Here is a 14,999-nt window from a genome sequence, read left to right on the forward strand (position 1 = left end):
TTGGTACCCTGCTGATCAACAGCAACGGCAGCTTCACTTTCACCCCGGCCAGCAATTACAACGGTCCGGTGCCAACGGCGACTTATACCGTCACCGATGGCGACCTCACCGATACCGCTGAACTGAGCTTCGCCGATGTCGCACCGGTCAACGATGCACCAGTAAACACACTGCCTGCCAGCTACATCACCAACGAAGATACGTCGCTGAAGCTGACCGGCTTGTCGATCAACGATGTGGATGCGGGCACCGCCGCCATGTCAGTGACCCTTTCGGTCACCAGCGGTACACTGACTGCGGTTACTGCCGCTGGAGTAACCGTGACCGGTTCCGGGACCGGTAGCCTGGAGCTGAGTGGGTCTCAGTCGGCAATCAATGCGTATCTGGGAAACAGCAGTAATCAGCCGACTTATAATCCCTCTGCGAATGCCCATGGCACAGTTGGTTTGACTATGACCACTTCGGACAATGGCAACACCGGAGCTGGCGGAACATTAACTGACACTGACAGTGTCAACATTGTTATTACGCCCGTTAACGACGCCACTTCGCCGACTGTCACCTCTACACTGCTAGGCCAGTGGACGTTCAATGAGGCCGCGAACAGTACAACAACCACAAATCAATCTACAGGTGCCGCTGGCACACTGAGAGACACAGGTGTGGACGGTACAAACACGAACACGGCATTGCCAACTTTTAGTGCCACAGGCTCACGAAATACAGCTGCCGGCAATTACATCCAGTTTAATGATGCCGGTGATCGTGTCGATGTAGCAGCCTCAACGACGCAAGCGTTGATGGGTACTGCCAGCCTTGCTTTCTGGATCAACACCACTCAAACCGGTGGAAATGCAGGCAATGGTAACAGTTGGGATCTGCCAACTGTCTTGGGTAGTGAACAGTCCGGTGGCGGTAATGATATCCAGTGGGGTGCTATCAATAACACTGGCAAGATCGGTTTTGGCCTCGGCAATACAGCCGGGGTTTACAGCACCACCTCAGTCAACAATGGCCAGTGGCACCATGTAGTAATTACCCGAAATACGTCGACTAACCTTGTCGAAATTTATGTCAATGGTGTCCGTGAAAGTACCGGCAGCCCAACTGATTCAGCCTTTACTGGCGCGATCAATCAGCTGACCTCCATAGGGGCAAATAATCGCTTCCAAGGAAGCAACACTGATCTCAGTGACCAACAATTCTTTCAGGGCCGCCTTGACGACCTACGAATCTATAACCGTGTATTAACTGCTGACCAGATTCAAGCAGTTCGAAATGTTGAAAGCGGTTTTCAGGATACGGCATTAGCCAATGACGGCAATGCAATGTCATTTACTCTGGGAGGCAATAACTACACCGCAATTACCGTGAGCGGTTTGCTGGCGGGCATGACCATTAGTTCAGGCGCAAACATCATTACTGCAACAGGACCAGATCAAGTAATTAATCTGACCGGCTGGAACCTTAACAACCTGCAAGTAAGTGATGCTGGCACCAACTCCACCACGCTGTTGTTTACTGCGCAGAATACTCACGCTACCACTGGCGATATCGCCACCACTTACCATGCCATAACAATAGCCAATGGCACTTCAACCCTGCTTGAACTAACGACCGGGAATGATACGCGCACAGGAACAAACGCCGCTGACCTAATTCGCGGCGGGGCCGGTAACGATGTCATTAATGGTGGTGCCGGTCACGACAGGCTGGAAGGTGGCACGGGTAATGACACCTTAAACGGTGATGCCGGCAATGACCTGCTTATCGGCGACGCAGGTAATGACATCCTGTTTGGCGGTGCCGGCAACGACACGTTACTAGGCGGCTCAGGAAATGATGAACTGCGTGGCGGCAGCGGAAATGACATTTTAGTAGGTGGCACGGGGGCTGATACCTTCCTCTGGCAGAAAGACGACATTGGCAATGATGTTATCAAGGACTTTAGTTCAGCCGAGGGTGATCACATTGATCTCAGTGCGCTCCTGCAAAATGAGAACGATGGCAATATCCTTCAATACCTGCGGGTAAATACGACGAGCTCAACCCTAGAGATCAGTATCAATGGTGGGTTTGACGTAAATGGTAATGGCGCTGCCGACATGACCATCAAGCTGGAGAATGGCAGCGGCAGTAACTTCAATATCAACCCAGGTAACCTCAGCCAGGCTGATCTGGTCAACTCGCTGATTGCCGGTGCCGACCCACTGATCAAAATCGACCATAACTGATGACCACAACCCCGCTACCATAAGGAAGCGGGGTTGTTTATTCAGGGCGGCCAACAAGGCAAGGAGCGGTCGATGTTGTATGTAAAGCGCGATGCCTGGGGCAATTTGCAGCAGGTCGAGGCGGCGCCTTTCGAAGGCATGGATGGCGAGCTCCTAGCTGACAGCCAGGAAGCAGAAGCCTGGTATGCCAATCAGAGCGTAGAAAGCAGCCTGCTGCAGCTTAAGCAGAGTGACCTGGACATGATCCGGGTACTGGAAGACTTGATTACCGTGCTGATCCGCAAGGGCGTGGTGCGTATCACTGATCTACCGGAAGCGGCGCAGGGCAAGTTGGTCGGCCGTAGCAAGGCGCGGGATGCCTTGGGTGGCCTGCATCGACTGATCAACGACGACGAATCGAAACTGATCTGACCCCAGACCAGCGATACGTCAGGCTAGCAACAGCTCGCGGGCATGGCCCGCTTGTACAAAAGCGGCTCTCAGCGCCAAGGTCCCGGCTCACCGAATAGACGCCCCTGCACGCCGTTGATGCCCATGGCGCGCAGTACCTGCCACTCCCCTTCACTTTCCACACGCTCGGCAATCAGCGGTAGATCGATGCTGTTGGCTGCGCGCTGCATGGCTTCGATAAACAGGCGCTTGTCGTTTTCCTGATCGATATCGCGGATATAGCTGCCATCAACCTTGAGGTAACCAAGGCCAAGCTTGGCCAGATTGCCGATCATGCTGAAGCGTCCACCAAAGTGCTGCAAGCCGAGGCCAAAGCCCAGGCTGCGCAACCGTAAGGTCAGGTTTTCCAGCGCGGCCTGATCAGGTAATTGATCTTCATCCAGCTCCAGGGTCAGACGCGGCCCCAGTTGCCGGTGTTGCTGCAACTGGGCATACAACGCCGCCAGCGCCTGGGGATCGCGAATGCTAGTGCCGGACAGACTCAGCGCCACGGCAGCTGAATGACTGTGCAGCTGCGTCAACACCAGATTGAGCATGACTCGATCCAGTCGCGCCGCCCAGCCGAAACGCTCCACCCAAGGCAGAAAGCGCCCAGCGGGAATCACCTCGCCCTGCTCGTCAATCACCCGTGCCAGCACCTTGTGGTGCAGCACGCGTGCAGGTTCATCAGCAGCCACCACCGGCTGGAAGAACAATTGAATACGGCCCTGTTCCAGCGCTTGATCCAGCAGGTTGTACCAACTTTGCCCCTCGTCCACGGCCAGCGATTGCTCGGCCAGTTCATTAAAAGCCCAACTCGGCTGCGCCTGACTGGCGGCTAGCGCCAAGGCGGCATCCAGTGCGCGGTATAGCTCATCCTCCGCAGCGCCTGGGGCAAAGCTGGTCAGGCCGATGTGAGCCACTGGCAGGCAGTCACTGGCACCGGTCTGCTGCAGGCTGTGCAGGCTCTGCTCAAGCTGCTCGGCCAGTTGTTGCGCGTCGCTGCGGGCAAGCCCCGGTGCCAGCAGGGCAAACTCGCCACCACGGTTGCGCGCCAGAACAAAACGGCCCTGGCTGATGTGCTGCAACTGTTCGGCGATGCTGACCAGCAACTGATCCGTGCGCTGCCCGCCGAAACGCTGATTGAGGCCGCTCAGGTCATTAACCCGCAGCAACAGCAGGTAGCCACTGCAGGCCTGCTCCTCAACGTTGAGCCGTGCGTGCAGCTGCAAATCGAAATAACGTCGGTTGGCCAGCCCGGTCAGGCTGTCTTGATAGGCTTCGGCACGCAGCACTTCGCTGCGCGCGGCTTCCTCGGCAAACAATGCCTTGAGCTTGCCGACCATCTGATTCATGGCGTTGACCACCCGGCGAAACTCGGGGGTTTTCGGCAGCTCCGGCAGGCTGAGAAATTCGCGGCGGGCAATCGCATTGGACTGCGCAACCATATAGTCCAGCGGGCGCAGCTGACGTTTGAGCAGCAGCACACCCAGAGCAATACACAGCACGCCGCTCAGGGTCAGCCACAGCAGGTTGCCCAGGGTGCTCTGCCAGAGTTTGCTAACGGCAAACAGCGGATGGCTGATCACCTGCACCTCCGCGGCTTGCCGCCAGCCATCACTGACAATTGCATCGCCCTGCGCGGCTTCCAGATCGACCAGTTGGGCGAACCATTGCGGCGCTTCGCCGCTGACCGGCACGCCGCTGCGTTCGACCAGCAGCTCGCCGGTCGCAGGATCGGTCACACGAATGCTTTCAAAATAACCACTGTCGAAAATCGAGCTGACCATCAGCTCGATCATCGCGGTGTCGTTGACATGCGGGCTGAGCGACAAGCCCAGCGCCGTGGCGGCATCCTGGGCATGCGCGCGGAGCTGGTTGACCTGTTGCTCGCGCGAGCTCTCGACGCTGACCAGAAAACTGCCGGTGAAATTCACCAACATCAGCACGCAGATGGCGATAAACAACTGCTTGAACAACGACATCAACCACTCCTGTCGAGCCAACTGCAGAAAAATCCGGGCTCGATTACGCATCAACAATACAGATAGGTGCAGGCCCAAGCACTCGGCCGATACGGGGTGATACTCGGCAGCATCAGGTGCTTGGCAGATTTAGGCACGGCACTGGAAAAGTGCCGGCGGCACGACGGCCGTCATGGTGCGGGGCACGGGGACAAAACACAATGTCCACAGCAGCTGCGGGGGCAATTCGCCGATGGGGAGCAGGCTGTTTGCGATAACGGTCGCATTACCCGTTGCAGGTAAGCGACCGTTGATCGGGAGACAAAAGCAGCAATTTAGGCGCGACCCAAACCCTGCAAATGCACAAAGCCAAACAACAGCACCTGCACCCGCTGCAACCAGGGCTGTGGCTGACCAACCAGGCGGCCCTTGAACAGCAGCAGCTCGCCGAGATGCGCCAGCAGCATGCCGCCGGCAATCAGGTTGACCGCCAGGTACCAGCCCTCGCCCATGGGGTAGAGCAGGTTGAGCAGCGCCAGTAGCCAGAACGCGGCCAGTGCGCCTTTGGCGAATATCAGAACAGGCATACATCACTCCTTAATCAGCTAAGTCAGCCAGGTGAAAAACCTGATCAGTCTGCCCTGATAGCGCCTCAAGTACGTCCGCACTTTGGTCGGGTCGAGTGCCTCGGCGGCACTCAGCGCAGCGTCAGGGCAATCGGCTCATCGCTGAAATCGAAGCAGCCGAGGAAGGTCTTGATCTCCAGCAGACTGCCATCGACCTTCACGTCGCCCAGTAGCGCGCCCTTGAGCAGGCCGTTCTCGCCGCTCATCACAGTGTCCAGATACGTCTTATCGAGGGTCAGTTTAAGCGTGGTGCCTTCTGGAATGCCCTGGTGCAACTGCACCACACCGCGGCGCACTTCCAGCGCCCACTCCTCGCTGATATCCGGGAAACTGAAGCCCAGGGTCAGCTGCACATCATTGGCCTTGTCCGGGTCGACCCGGGTAATCCAGTTCTGCAGGAAGATCCGCGCCGGGAAGGTCTTCAGCATGTCCGCCGAGAGGAACGCGCTGCGCATGCTCAGCGCCATCTGCTGCACCTCGTCACCGGTAAATTTGCCTTCCAGCTCCATGGCGCTCATCAGGTACCAGTTGCGCCAGTTGATGTTCATGCTGGCGTAACCCAGTTTGCGAAAGCTGCGCGCCTTGATCTCTCGCGCCAACTTGTCTTCGTTGTCCACCTGAATGGCGTAGCTGGAAAGCTCGGCGGCCCATTGGTAATCGCCCTTGAGGTAGGCGTCACCGGCAGCCAGCAACAGTTTTTCCCGGCCACCCATCAAGGCGATCAGACGCTCGGCCTTGTCTTTCGGCGGCAGCGGATCGAGCGCCACCGGGTCGCCCTGGAACCAGCCCAGGTAGCCGTTGTAGATCTGCCGCACGCTGTGTTTCACCGTGCCGTAGTACTCGCGCAGGTAGGGTGTGTAGCCGGCCAGGTGCGGCGGCAGTTTGACCTTCTCGACCAACTCGTCCGGGGTCAGGCCCTTGTTCATCCAGCGCACGCTCTGGTCATGGATATAGGCGATGCCGTCGCGGGTCATGCGCAGCACTTCCTCGACCTGCGCCTGACCGCTGACCGGACGGCCGTGCAGCGGCACCATATGCTCCGCCTTATAGGCGCGCAGCTTGTCCAGGCTCTCAACCCACACCACCGGGTCGCGGAACTTGGTGCCGCGCAGGGTGTGGATATTTGGAAGGGTCGGGCCCTGCTCCACCTCGGCGCTGATCAGCACGCGATTATCCGGCAGGTAGACGGTGATCTCGTCCGGCGCCTCGCTGGGCACATGCAGGAACTGCAGGTCCAGACCAGCGATGCGCGTGTCGAGTTTGTCCTTGAAGGTCAGGGTCGGCGCGATAAAGGTCGAGGCCTCGACCTTGGCCAGCGGGCCAATGCCGGCGTTCATCTGCTCGTGGTCACTGTCCGGCAGGCCGGCACCAAAGCTGTAGCCGGAACGCACCGAGAGAATCGGCCCGACCAGCGCGCCCTGAGCCACCACATTGGCCAGCAGGGTTTCATGGGCGATGATCTGCACCTCGCCACTGCGCACCTGCTCTTCCGTGACGAAAGCCTTTACGCCGTTGATATGGTCCGGGTGGAAGTGGGTGTAGACCACGGCCTTGACCGGCTTGTCGCTGATCTTGCGGAACTCGGCCATGATCTTGCGTGACTCGCTGACCGCCTCGCCGGTGTCGATGATGATCAGCCCTTCCGGCGCCTCGATCATCGCCACGTTGCCCAGCTGCCAGCCGACGGCGGAATAGACGTTGCCGGCCACCTGGTAGACCTTCTGCGCGAAGTGCTTGGTGTGCTCAGCCAGCTCCGGGTGGATCGAGGCTTTGATCTGCTCTTCGGGCAAGGCCGCGTGGCCGGCCATGGGTAACGCCAGGCTCAGCAGCACGGCGGCGGTTCGGTTGAGTGAAAACATGCGAAGGCGCTCATTGTTAGTGGCAGTGCTGGAAGATTGGCCAAACGAAGTCAATAATTCCAATGCATTCCAAAACCAATAGCGATGCACAAAGCGCATGAATGATTTACGCCAGCTCCGCCACTTTGTCGCCCTCGCCGAACACGGCCATTTCGCCCGTGCCGCCGAAGCCGTGCACCTTAGCCAACCTGCCCTAAGCCGCAGTATTCAGGCGCTGGAGTCCAGTCTCGGCTGCAACCTGGTCGACCGGCACAGCCGCGGCATCAGCCTGACTACCCACGGTCAGCTGGTACTCGAGCACGCTCAGCGCCTGCTGGCCGGCAGCCGCGCATTGAAGAACGCCGTCAGCCAACTGGGTAATCTGCAAACCGGTGAACTGCGCCTGGGTACCGGCCCCTACCCAGCCGCACGCCTGGTGCCACGAGCACTGGGGCGCATGGCGCAGCGTTATCCACGGGTGCGGGTCAATCTGCAGATTGGCAACTGGCTGGAACTGCGCAGCAGCCTGCTGGATGACGCCCTGGAGCTGTTTGTCGCCGATAGCCGCGAGCTGCTCGACGATGCCTTGCTGTGCATCGAACCGTTGCAACGCCACAGTGGCGTGCTGTTCTGCCGCCCCGGGCATCCGCTGCTGGAACAACCGGCGCTGCGTATGCACGATCTGCTTGATTACCCCATTGCCGGCACCCAGCTACCGCAGACGGTCGAGCAAAACCTGCGCGCACTCAGCGGCCGTGAACAGCCGCTGAGTATTCAATGCGACAACTTTATGGTGCTCAAAGCCCTGGTGGCCGATAGCGACGTGCTGAGCATGGCGCCTTGGGATGTGGTGGCCGAGGATATCCAGACCGGACGCCTGGCCCGGCTGCCGCTGGAAGCAGGTGCGTTGACCGAGCAATCCGCTTACGCCCTGATCAGCCGCGCCGGGCATAGCCTGTCACCGGCGGCGCAGGCTATGCGGGAAGAGATACTGGCCGAAGATCGACTCTTCGGCCGTCAGCTTGAGGGCGCGCCGGATCCATAGCGCGCCTAGAAATGGTGGTCAGTTGCGCTGCCGCTCCCAACCCTTGCGCTCATCACGCCGGCCCTCGCGTCGATCATCACCACGACGATCAGCATTGCGCAGCACATCATGGCGCTGTGGGCGCTGCTGTTGATGGTTGCGCGAGTGGTCGCGATCACGGCGGCCATCCCAGCCAGCACGCGGTTGCGTTACGCGGTAGTCATGGCGCTTCTGGTATTTGTGCGTCTGATAGTGGCGCGGCTTTGGAGCCGGCACGTAATAACGCGGTGGGTGACGGTGATCATCGTAGCGCTGCGGTTGCGGCACCACGTAAACCGGGTAGCGTTGCACCTGATAATAGGTAGTCGAAGGCCCGCGATCATAGCCGCGGTGGCCATAACCACTGCCGCCGCCGTAGACCGCACAACCGCTTAAAGACAAAACCAACAACGCCAGCAGCATGGATTTGTATGACATAGCGGCCTCCTTCGACCGCGGGTGCGGCAGCGACCGTTGTCGCTGCCAGGGATTGCTCCCATTCAATAGACAACGTCACCCGCCTTTCAGTGCGTTGGCCCCCAGCGACAGATTCCATGACAAATTATTTCAAGACTGACACTGTCGTGCCGCGCAACACTCGCTTCGCCTGACCGCCGTTATAGGTCGTTTTAGCAGCGACCCTTCTTGGCCTGGCCGGGAGGACAATGAGGTGGGCCGCCACCCTCGTGACCATGGCCGCCATTGCCAATATCGACGCCGATGCCCGGCAATCGCAAGCTACAGGCTGGCAGCGAAATCAATAGAAAACCTGCCATCAACAAACCGATTAACGCTTTCATCGTAAAACCCACCTTCTTACTGTCACCACGGCAGACATGCTTGCCCGCCGTTACTGCTGCTCCAGCCACTCACACATCGAATGTGAATCGCCCGAAACATCAATATGAGCGTCATCGTCGATTCGACCTAGTAGATTCGCTGGAGTGGCAAATCGACGTTATGGCACGGTCTTCGCTTATGCGTTGCCGACGAATGGAATGCGTGTCGCTGCCCTGCTTACTAGCGGTTTGCAGCGTGAAAATTTGCAATGGCTGGCTAGGGTTCCGGTTCACGATTGATAGATCGCGAACGGCTGGTCCGAGAGCTGGCGACCTCATCCCAGCAATGCTGAGCCGGGGTTACACGGCGGGATAAAAGCCCGGGAGAACGATGCAGCGCGGCTGCACGCCTTCCTGCGCCATTTCCTGACCCCGAGGTTTCATATGCATCTTCCAGCTGTGCTCCTTCGCCGTATCTGCATCGGCCTGCTCGCCCTGACACTGACTGCCCCCGCTAGCGCAAGCGTCGAGCCGAAAACCTTCAAGCTGTGCTGGTCGATCTTCGCCGGCTGGATGCCCTGGGGCTATGCCGCCACTGAAGGCATCGTCAACAAGTGGGCCGAGCAGTACGGCATCCGCATCGAAGTCAGCGAAGTGCCAGATTACGTCGGCTCCATCGAGCGCTACAGCGCCGGGGAGTTCGATGCCTGCTCGATGACCAATATGGATGCGCTAACCATCCCAGCCGCCGCTGGCGTCGATTCCACCGCACTGATCATCGGCGACTTCTCCAACGGTGCGGATGCCATTCTGCTGCGCGGCCCGGGCCTGACGCTGAAAGACCTCAAGGGCAAGACCGTGCTGCTGGTGGAGAACTCGGTGTCGCACTACCTGCTCAGCCGCGCCCTGGAATGGGCCCTGCTCAAGCCTGAGGATGTGACCATCCAGCACGTCTCCGACACGCAGATTGCCGAGGCCTTTCTCGCGGGGCAAGGCGATGCGGTGATCACCTGGAACCCGATTCTGGCCAAGATCAAGCAGCAGACCCAGGTCAGCCAGGTGTTCAGCTCCAACCTGATTCCCGGCGAGATCGTCGACCTCACCGTGGTCAACAGCAAGGTCCTCGCTGCCCACCCAGAGCTGGGTAAGGCGCTGACCGGCGCCTGGTTCGAAACCCAGCGCCTGATGGGCATGCCCACCGACGCGGGGCGCGCAGCACGAGCGAAGATGGCCAGCGCCGCCGGCACCACGCCAGAGGATTTCAGCCAGCAACTCGACACCCTGCGCTCGTTCTACTCGCCGCGTTACGCCCTGGCCTTTGCCCGCGCCAACAAGATGCCCGAGCTGATGCAGCGGGTCGCCCAGTTCGCCGACCAGCAGAAGCTGCTCGGCAACGACGGCAAGGGCCTGGACAAGCTGGGCATCGCCTTCAGCGGCGAACGCAGCCTGGGCAATGCCGACAACATCCTGCTGCGCTTCGATGGCAGCTATATGCAGATGGCCGCAGAAAAAAATCTTTGATCAGACGCCCCGCAATGCAGCACGCAGGCACCGCTACGCACCGCCAGGGCGCACAACCCTGGCCTGGTGTCAGCAGAAACCGCGTGCCAGCGGGCTAGATCAAGCTGGCACGATGTTCGCAATACCTAGCTTGTGCAGGAACAACCCGCTTCGGCGGGATCGCGGCACCACAATTTGCAATAGCTGACTAGGGTTCCGATCCGCGATCAACAGATCTGCGGGTGACTGGTCCGAGAGTTGGCGACCTCCTTCGAGGTTACACGGCGGGATAAAAGCCCGGGAGAACGCGCCCCACCCGTGGGGAACCGCCGCGCACTCCTGCCCGTACTTTCTCGAACTGGAGGCTCCACCATGCGTAAGACCCATCTGTGTTCAGTACTCGCCGCCGGCCTGGCCGCCGCCATCAGCCTCAATAGCCACGCCGCGCCGAAATCCGACTTCAGCGTCTGCTGGACCATCTACGCCGGCTGGATGCCGTGGGAATACGGTGCCGCCGAAGGCATCGTCGACAAGTGGGCGAAAAAGTACGACATCAATATCGATGTGGTGCAGATCAACGATTACGTCGAGTCGATCAACCAGTACAGCGCCGGCCAGTTCGATGGCTGCACCATGACCAATATGGATGCCCTGACCATTCCGGCAGCTGGCGGCGTGGACAGCACCGCGCTGATCATCGGCGACTTCTCCAACGGCAACGACGGCGTCGTGCTCAAGGGCGAGAAAAAGACCCTGGGCGACCTCAAGGGCCAGAACGTCAACCTGGTCGAGCTGTCCGTTTCTCACTACCTGCTGGCCCGCGGCCTGGAAAAAGCCGGCCTCAGCGAGAAAGATCTGAAAGTGGTCAACACCTCCGACGCCGACATGGTCGCCGCCTTCTCCACCAGCGACGTCACCGCCGTGACCACCTGGAACCCGCTGCTGGCTGAGATCGAAGCCACGCCCAACGTGACCAAGGTGTTCGATTCCAGTCAGATCCCCGGTGAAATCATCGACCTGATGGTGGTCAACAGCGACACCCTCAAGGACAACCCGGCCTTCGGCAAAGCGCTGACCGGCGCCTGGTACGAAATCATGGCCACCATGAGCGCCGACACCCCAGCCGGCAAGGCCGCTCGCGAGCATATGGCCAAGGCTTCCGGCACTGACCTGGCTGGCTACGAAGCACAGCTTGCAGCGACCAAGATGTTCTATTCGGCCAAGGACGCCGTGGCCTTCGCTACCAGCCCGAAACTGCCGGCCACCATGACCAAGGTCGCGGAGTTCTCCTTCGGCCACGGCCTGCTCGGTGAAGGCGCGCAAAGTGCCGATGCCATCGGTATGGGCTTCGCCAAGGGCGTGACCACCGGCGACACCGGCAACCTCAAGCTGCGCTTCGACCCCAGCTATATGCAGATGGCGGCTGACGGCACGCTGTAACGCCTTCCCTACCTCTCCCGCTTGCGGGAGAGGCTTCGGGGGAGTGGGCCCAAGCCACACGAGAACACTCTATGCGCCTGATCAACCGCCACCCGGATCGCAGCGGTCGCCTGCTGCTGATCCTGCTGCCCTTCGCCCTGCTGCTGTTTGCCTATTTCGCAGGCTCGGCGCAGCGGCTGACGGAAAACCCCAACGACAAACTGCTGCCCAGCGCCAGCCAGATGGTGGCGGCGGTTGATCGCCTGGCCTTTACCGAGGACAAGCGCAGCGGCAACTACCTGTTCTGGCAGGACAGCGCCGCCAGCCTGTCACGCCTGGCCATGGGCATCGGCATCGCCGCCATCGCCGGGCTGTGCCTGGGCATCGCGGCGGGCATCATCCCGCTGTTTGGCGCGCCGTTGTCGCCCCTGCTCACGGTGCTGTCGATGGTGCCGCCACTGGCGATTCTGCCCATCCTGTTTATCGTTTTCGGCCTCGGCGAGTTGTCCAAGGTGATGCTGATCGTCATCGGCATCACCCCCTGCATTGCTCGCGATCTGGAACAACGCGCCCGCGAGATTCCCCAGGAAATCCTGATCAAGGCGCAGACCCTAGGCGCCAGCACCTGGACCCTGATTCTGCGTGTGGTGCTGCCGCAATTGCTGCCGCGCCTGCTGATCTCCCTGCGCCTGATGCTCGGCTCGGCCTGGCTGTTTCTGATCGCCGCCGAAGCCATCGCCAGCACCGATGGCCTGGGCTACCGGATCTTCCTGGTGCGCCGCTATATGGCCATGGACGTGATCCTGCCCTACGTGGTGTGGATCACCCTGCTCGCCTGGCTGATGGACCTGGGCCTGCGCCAGACCATCCGCGTGTGTTTCCCCTGGTACGAGGGGGCCAAGGCATGAGCGCCTTTATCGAAGTGAAGAACGTCTGGCAGGAGTACGGCGATCAGGTTGTTCTGGAGCGCCTGAACCTGAGCATCAACGAAGGTGAGTTCTGCACCTTGGTCGGTGCATCCGGCTGCGGCAAGTCGACCTTTCTGCGCCTGCTGCTCGGTCAGGAGCGCGCCAGCCGTGGCGAAATCCTGCTCGGTGGTGAGCCACTGGCTGCCGAGCCCGATAGCAGCCGTGGCGTGGTATTTCAGCGCTACTCGGTGTTCCCACACCTGACTGTGCTGGACAACGTCGCAATCGGCCTGGAGTTGCCGCGCTCGAAATTGCTCGGCCGGCTGTTCGGCGCCGCCAAGCGCGAAGCCCGCGAGCAGGCGGCGGTGATTCTGCAGAAAGTCGGCCTCGGCCACGCCTTGGACAAATACCCCAGCCAGCTCTCCGGCGGCATGCAGCAACGTTTAGCGATTGCCCAGGCGCTGATCATGCAACCGCGTGTGCTGCTGCTCGATGAGCCCTTCGGCGCCCTCGATCCCGGCATCCGCAAGGACATGCACGGCCTGTTGCTGGAGCTGTGGCACGAAACCAAGCTCACCGTATTTATGGTCACCCACGACCTGAGCGAGGGCTTCAGCCTCGGCACCCGTCTGCTGGTGTTCGACAAGACCCGCATTGACCCGCACGCGCCGAACGCTTTCGGCGCGCGCATCACCTACGACATTCCCCTTAACAGCGACCGCCGCGCCACCCGCGCCGCCGTCGAAGCGTTGCCCGCGCATATCGCCGGCAACCTGCAACCGGCCCTGTAGGAGCATCAGATGACTGCATCATTAAACCTACGCCCCACGCTCTACGAGGAACTCATTCCCGGTGGCGGCCATACCTCCTTTGTCCTCAAGCGCGGCCAATTGCTGCGCATTACCGACTTGCAAGGCGGCGCCAACGCCAGCCTGCTGCTACTCAACGCTGCCGAAAAAAGCGAACGGCTGAACCTGCCCGACAGCCTCAAATGCCAGCACACCGCCAAGCTCACCGCCGGGCACTGCCTGTATTCGGATATGGGTCGCGTGCTCGCTGCCATCACCGCTGATACCTGCGGCTGGCATGACAGCTTCGGCGGCGTGCTCAACGCCACCGAGGTGCAGGAGAAGTACGGCAACGGCAACTATCAGCAACTGCGCAACGGCTTCTTCCGCAACGGCGTGGACAACCTGCTGGTGGAAATGGGCAAGTGGAACCTCAATCTGCAAGACCTGCTGATGTGCCTCAACCTGTTCAGCAAGGTCACGGTCGACAGCGACGGCTGCTTCCACTTCCAGCCGGGCAACTCCAAGGCCGGCGACTACATCGAGCTGTACGCGCCAATGGACACCCTGGTGGTACTCACCGCCCTGCAGCACCCCATGGACCCCAACCCCGACTACGCGCCCAAGCCGCTGCAACTGAGCTGGCACAAGGTCGAAAGCGACGGCATCAGCGTGCTGTGCCGCACCTCGCGCCCGGAAAACGCCCGTGGCTTCCATAACACCGAACGTCTGTATATCTGAGGCCGGCCAGCATGACTCTTATTTCAAGCGACAAGCACCCGGAAGCTGCGGTGTACCGCGCCACCATCGCCGCTGGCGAACCCTTTCTCTGCGAAGTAAAAGCCGGCCAGACCCTGCGCCTGCTTGATCTGGAAGGCAATCAGGCGGTCGATACGCTGTTCTATTCGGCGCGCAACCCGCGCGAGCGCTATGACGTGCAACGCACCCTGCGCAAACAGAACCGCGTGTACCTGACCACCGGCAGCGTGCTGTATTCCAACCTGGGCCAGCCGATGCTGACCATCAGCGCCGACACCTGCGGCCGCCACGACACCCTCGGTGGCGCCTGCGCCCAGGAGAGCAACACCGTCAGGTACGCACTGGACAAGCGCTATATGCACAGCTGCCGCGACAACTTCCTGCGCGCCAGCCTGCACGACGGCCGCCTGAACAAAGCCGACATCAGCGCCAATATCAATTTCTTTATGAACGTGCCAGTCACCCCTGAAGGCGGCCTGACCTTTGAAGACGGCATCTCCGCCGCCGGCAAATACGTCGAGCTCAAGGCGCATATGGACGTGATCGTGCTGATCTCCAACTGCCCGCAACTGAACAACCCGTGCAACGGCTACAACCCGACCCCGGCTGAAGTGCTGGTGTGGGATTGATGGCCGCCCTTCGCCCCTGAGCGAAGGGCGAGTAAACGCCTTTCAACCACGGACGACCGTGGT

General features: G+C 60.3%; 14 protein-coding genes and 2 riboswitches (1 of these 16 running past the window's edge). Of the genes, 9 read left to right on the forward strand and 5 right to left on the reverse strand.

Annotated features, from left to right (window positions below):
• Window positions 1-2,234 carry the 3' portion of a LamG-like jellyroll fold domain-containing protein gene (locus ACQ4LH_RS09995; protein ID WP_430697257.1) on the forward strand. Its footprint begins 109 nt before the window's first position, so 2,234 of the gene's 2,343 nt are visible here — the last part of the coding sequence; its start codon lies beyond the left edge, outside the window; the stop codon is at window positions 2,232-2,234.
• Window positions 2,235-2,306: 72 nt separating this feature from the next.
• Complete coding sequence (locus ACQ4LH_RS10000; RefSeq protein ID WP_304868046.1) at window positions 2,307-2,645, forward strand: tryptophan synthase subunit beta; 339 nt, start codon at window positions 2,307-2,309, stop codon at window positions 2,643-2,645.
• A gap of 68 nt (window positions 2,646-2,713) precedes the next feature.
• On the opposite strand, the gene lapD is transcribed toward ACQ4LH_RS10000, so the two are convergent.
• The 3 genes from lapD to ACQ4LH_RS10015 form a co-directional block, all read right to left on the reverse strand.
• Window positions 2,714-4,648 carry a cyclic di-GMP receptor LapD gene (gene lapD / locus ACQ4LH_RS10005; RefSeq protein WP_430697040.1) on the reverse strand — a complete coding sequence of 645 codons (1,935 nt, stop codon included), beginning with the start codon at window positions 4,646-4,648 and terminating at the stop codon, window positions 2,714-2,716.
• Between the two features lie 314 nt (window positions 4,649-4,962).
• Window positions 4,963-5,214 (reverse strand): DUF1145 domain-containing protein, encoded by a 252-nt coding sequence (locus ACQ4LH_RS10010; RefSeq protein ID WP_430697041.1) that lies wholly within the window; start codon window positions 5,212-5,214, stop codon window positions 4,963-4,965.
• 110 nt (window positions 5,215-5,324) lie between these two features.
• Window positions 5,325-7,112 (reverse strand): alkyl/aryl-sulfatase, encoded by a 1,788-nt coding sequence (locus ACQ4LH_RS10015; protein ID WP_430697042.1) that lies wholly within the window; start codon window positions 7,110-7,112, stop codon window positions 5,325-5,327.
• A 97-nt stretch (window positions 7,113-7,209) separates the two neighbouring features.
• Between ACQ4LH_RS10015 and ACQ4LH_RS10020 the strand changes: the two genes are divergently transcribed.
• Window positions 7,210-8,136 (forward strand): LysR family transcriptional regulator, encoded by a 927-nt coding sequence (locus ACQ4LH_RS10020; RefSeq protein ID WP_430697043.1) that lies wholly within the window; start codon window positions 7,210-7,212, stop codon window positions 8,134-8,136.
• A gap of 18 nt (window positions 8,137-8,154) precedes the next feature.
• Here the strand turns inward: ACQ4LH_RS10020 and ACQ4LH_RS10025 are convergent, their stop codons facing one another.
• Together ACQ4LH_RS10025 and ACQ4LH_RS10030 are read right to left on the reverse strand one after the other, a co-directional pair.
• Window positions 8,155-8,592 carry a hypothetical protein gene (locus tag ACQ4LH_RS10025; protein ID WP_430697044.1) on the reverse strand — a complete coding sequence of 146 codons (438 nt, stop codon included), beginning with the start codon at window positions 8,590-8,592 and terminating at the stop codon, window positions 8,155-8,157.
• Window positions 8,593-8,783: 191 nt separating this feature from the next.
• Window positions 8,784-8,954, reverse strand: a complete 171-nt coding sequence (locus tag ACQ4LH_RS10030) for a hypothetical protein (RefSeq protein ID WP_430697045.1) — start codon at window positions 8,952-8,954, stop codon at window positions 8,784-8,786.
• 245 nt (window positions 8,955-9,199) lie between these two features.
• Window positions 9,200-9,322: riboswitch (guanidine-I (ykkC/yxkD leader) on the forward strand.
• Window positions 9,323-9,377: 55 nt separating this feature from the next.
• Between ACQ4LH_RS10030 and ACQ4LH_RS10035 the strand changes: the two genes are divergently transcribed.
• From ACQ4LH_RS10035 to ACQ4LH_RS10060, 6 genes are all read left to right on the forward strand, one after another.
• On the forward strand, window positions 9,378-10,454 hold the full coding sequence (locus tag ACQ4LH_RS10035) for a putative urea ABC transporter substrate-binding protein (RefSeq protein WP_430697046.1): 1,077 nt from the start codon (window positions 9,378-9,380) through the stop codon (window positions 10,452-10,454).
• 176 nt (window positions 10,455-10,630) lie between these two features.
• Window positions 10,631-10,739, forward strand: a riboswitch (guanidine-I (ykkC/yxkD leader).
• A 66-nt stretch (window positions 10,740-10,805) separates the two neighbouring features.
• Entirely contained in the window at window positions 10,806-11,873 is a 1,068-nt protein-coding gene (locus tag ACQ4LH_RS10040) for a putative urea ABC transporter substrate-binding protein (RefSeq protein ID WP_430697047.1), read from the forward strand.
• Between the two features lie 71 nt (window positions 11,874-11,944).
• Window positions 11,945-12,760, forward strand: a complete 816-nt coding sequence (locus tag ACQ4LH_RS10045) for an ABC transporter permease (RefSeq protein WP_305593067.1) — start codon at window positions 11,945-11,947, stop codon at window positions 12,758-12,760.
• Window positions 12,757-13,551 (forward strand): ABC transporter ATP-binding protein, encoded by a 795-nt coding sequence (locus tag ACQ4LH_RS10050; RefSeq protein ID WP_430697048.1) that lies wholly within the window; start codon window positions 12,757-12,759, stop codon window positions 13,549-13,551. Before ACQ4LH_RS10045 ends, ACQ4LH_RS10050 begins: the two co-directional genes overlap by 4 nt.
• Before the next feature lie 9 nt (window positions 13,552-13,560).
• Window positions 13,561-14,289, forward strand: coding sequence for an urea amidolyase associated protein UAAP1 (locus ACQ4LH_RS10055; RefSeq protein WP_430697049.1), 729 nt, complete (start codon window positions 13,561-13,563; stop codon window positions 14,287-14,289).
• Between the two features lie 11 nt (window positions 14,290-14,300).
• Complete coding sequence (locus ACQ4LH_RS10060) at window positions 14,301-14,936, forward strand: urea amidolyase associated protein UAAP2 (RefSeq protein WP_170048079.1); 636 nt, start codon at window positions 14,301-14,303, stop codon at window positions 14,934-14,936.
• Window positions 14,937-14,999: the final 63 nt, after the last annotated feature.

The organism is Pseudomonas peli (assembly GCF_050563605.1).
Lineage (GTDB): Bacteria > Pseudomonadota > Gammaproteobacteria > Pseudomonadales > Pseudomonadaceae > Aquipseudomonas > Aquipseudomonas peli_A.

Bases quoted from the DNA above. Each gene is read 5' to 3' on its own strand.
- ACQ4LH_RS10000 (WP_304868046.1), top strand. From the start codon at position 2,307: ATGTTGTATGTAAAGCGCGATGCCTGGGGCAATTTGCAGCAGGTCGAG.
- lapD (WP_430697040.1), bottom strand. From the start codon at position 4,648: ATGTCGTTGTTCAAGCAGTTGTTTATCGCCATCTGCGTGCTGATGTTG.
- ACQ4LH_RS10010 (WP_430697041.1), bottom strand. From the start codon at position 5,214: ATGCCTGTTCTGATATTCGCCAAAGGCGCACTGGCCGCGTTCTGGCTA.
- ACQ4LH_RS10015 (WP_430697042.1), bottom strand. From the start codon at position 7,112: ATGTTTTCACTCAACCGAACCGCCGCCGTGCTGCTGAGCCTGGCGTTA.
- ACQ4LH_RS10020 (WP_430697043.1), top strand. From the start codon at position 7,210: ATGAATGATTTACGCCAGCTCCGCCACTTTGTCGCCCTCGCCGAACAC.
- ACQ4LH_RS10025 (WP_430697044.1), bottom strand. From the start codon at position 8,592: ATGTCATACAAATCCATGCTGCTGGCGTTGTTGGTTTTGTCTTTAAGC.
- ACQ4LH_RS10030 (WP_430697045.1), bottom strand. From the start codon at position 8,954: ATGAAAGCGTTAATCGGTTTGTTGATGGCAGGTTTTCTATTGATTTCG.
- ACQ4LH_RS10035 (WP_430697046.1), top strand. From the start codon at position 9,378: ATGCATCTTCCAGCTGTGCTCCTTCGCCGTATCTGCATCGGCCTGCTC.
- ACQ4LH_RS10040 (WP_430697047.1), top strand. From the start codon at position 10,806: ATGCGTAAGACCCATCTGTGTTCAGTACTCGCCGCCGGCCTGGCCGCC.
- ACQ4LH_RS10045 (WP_305593067.1), top strand. From the start codon at position 11,945: ATGCGCCTGATCAACCGCCACCCGGATCGCAGCGGTCGCCTGCTGCTG.
- ACQ4LH_RS10050 (WP_430697048.1), top strand. From the start codon at position 12,757: ATGAGCGCCTTTATCGAAGTGAAGAACGTCTGGCAGGAGTACGGCGAT.
- ACQ4LH_RS10055 (WP_430697049.1), top strand. From the start codon at position 13,561: ATGACTGCATCATTAAACCTACGCCCCACGCTCTACGAGGAACTCATT.
- ACQ4LH_RS10060 (WP_170048079.1), top strand. From the start codon at position 14,301: ATGACTCTTATTTCAAGCGACAAGCACCCGGAAGCTGCGGTGTACCGC.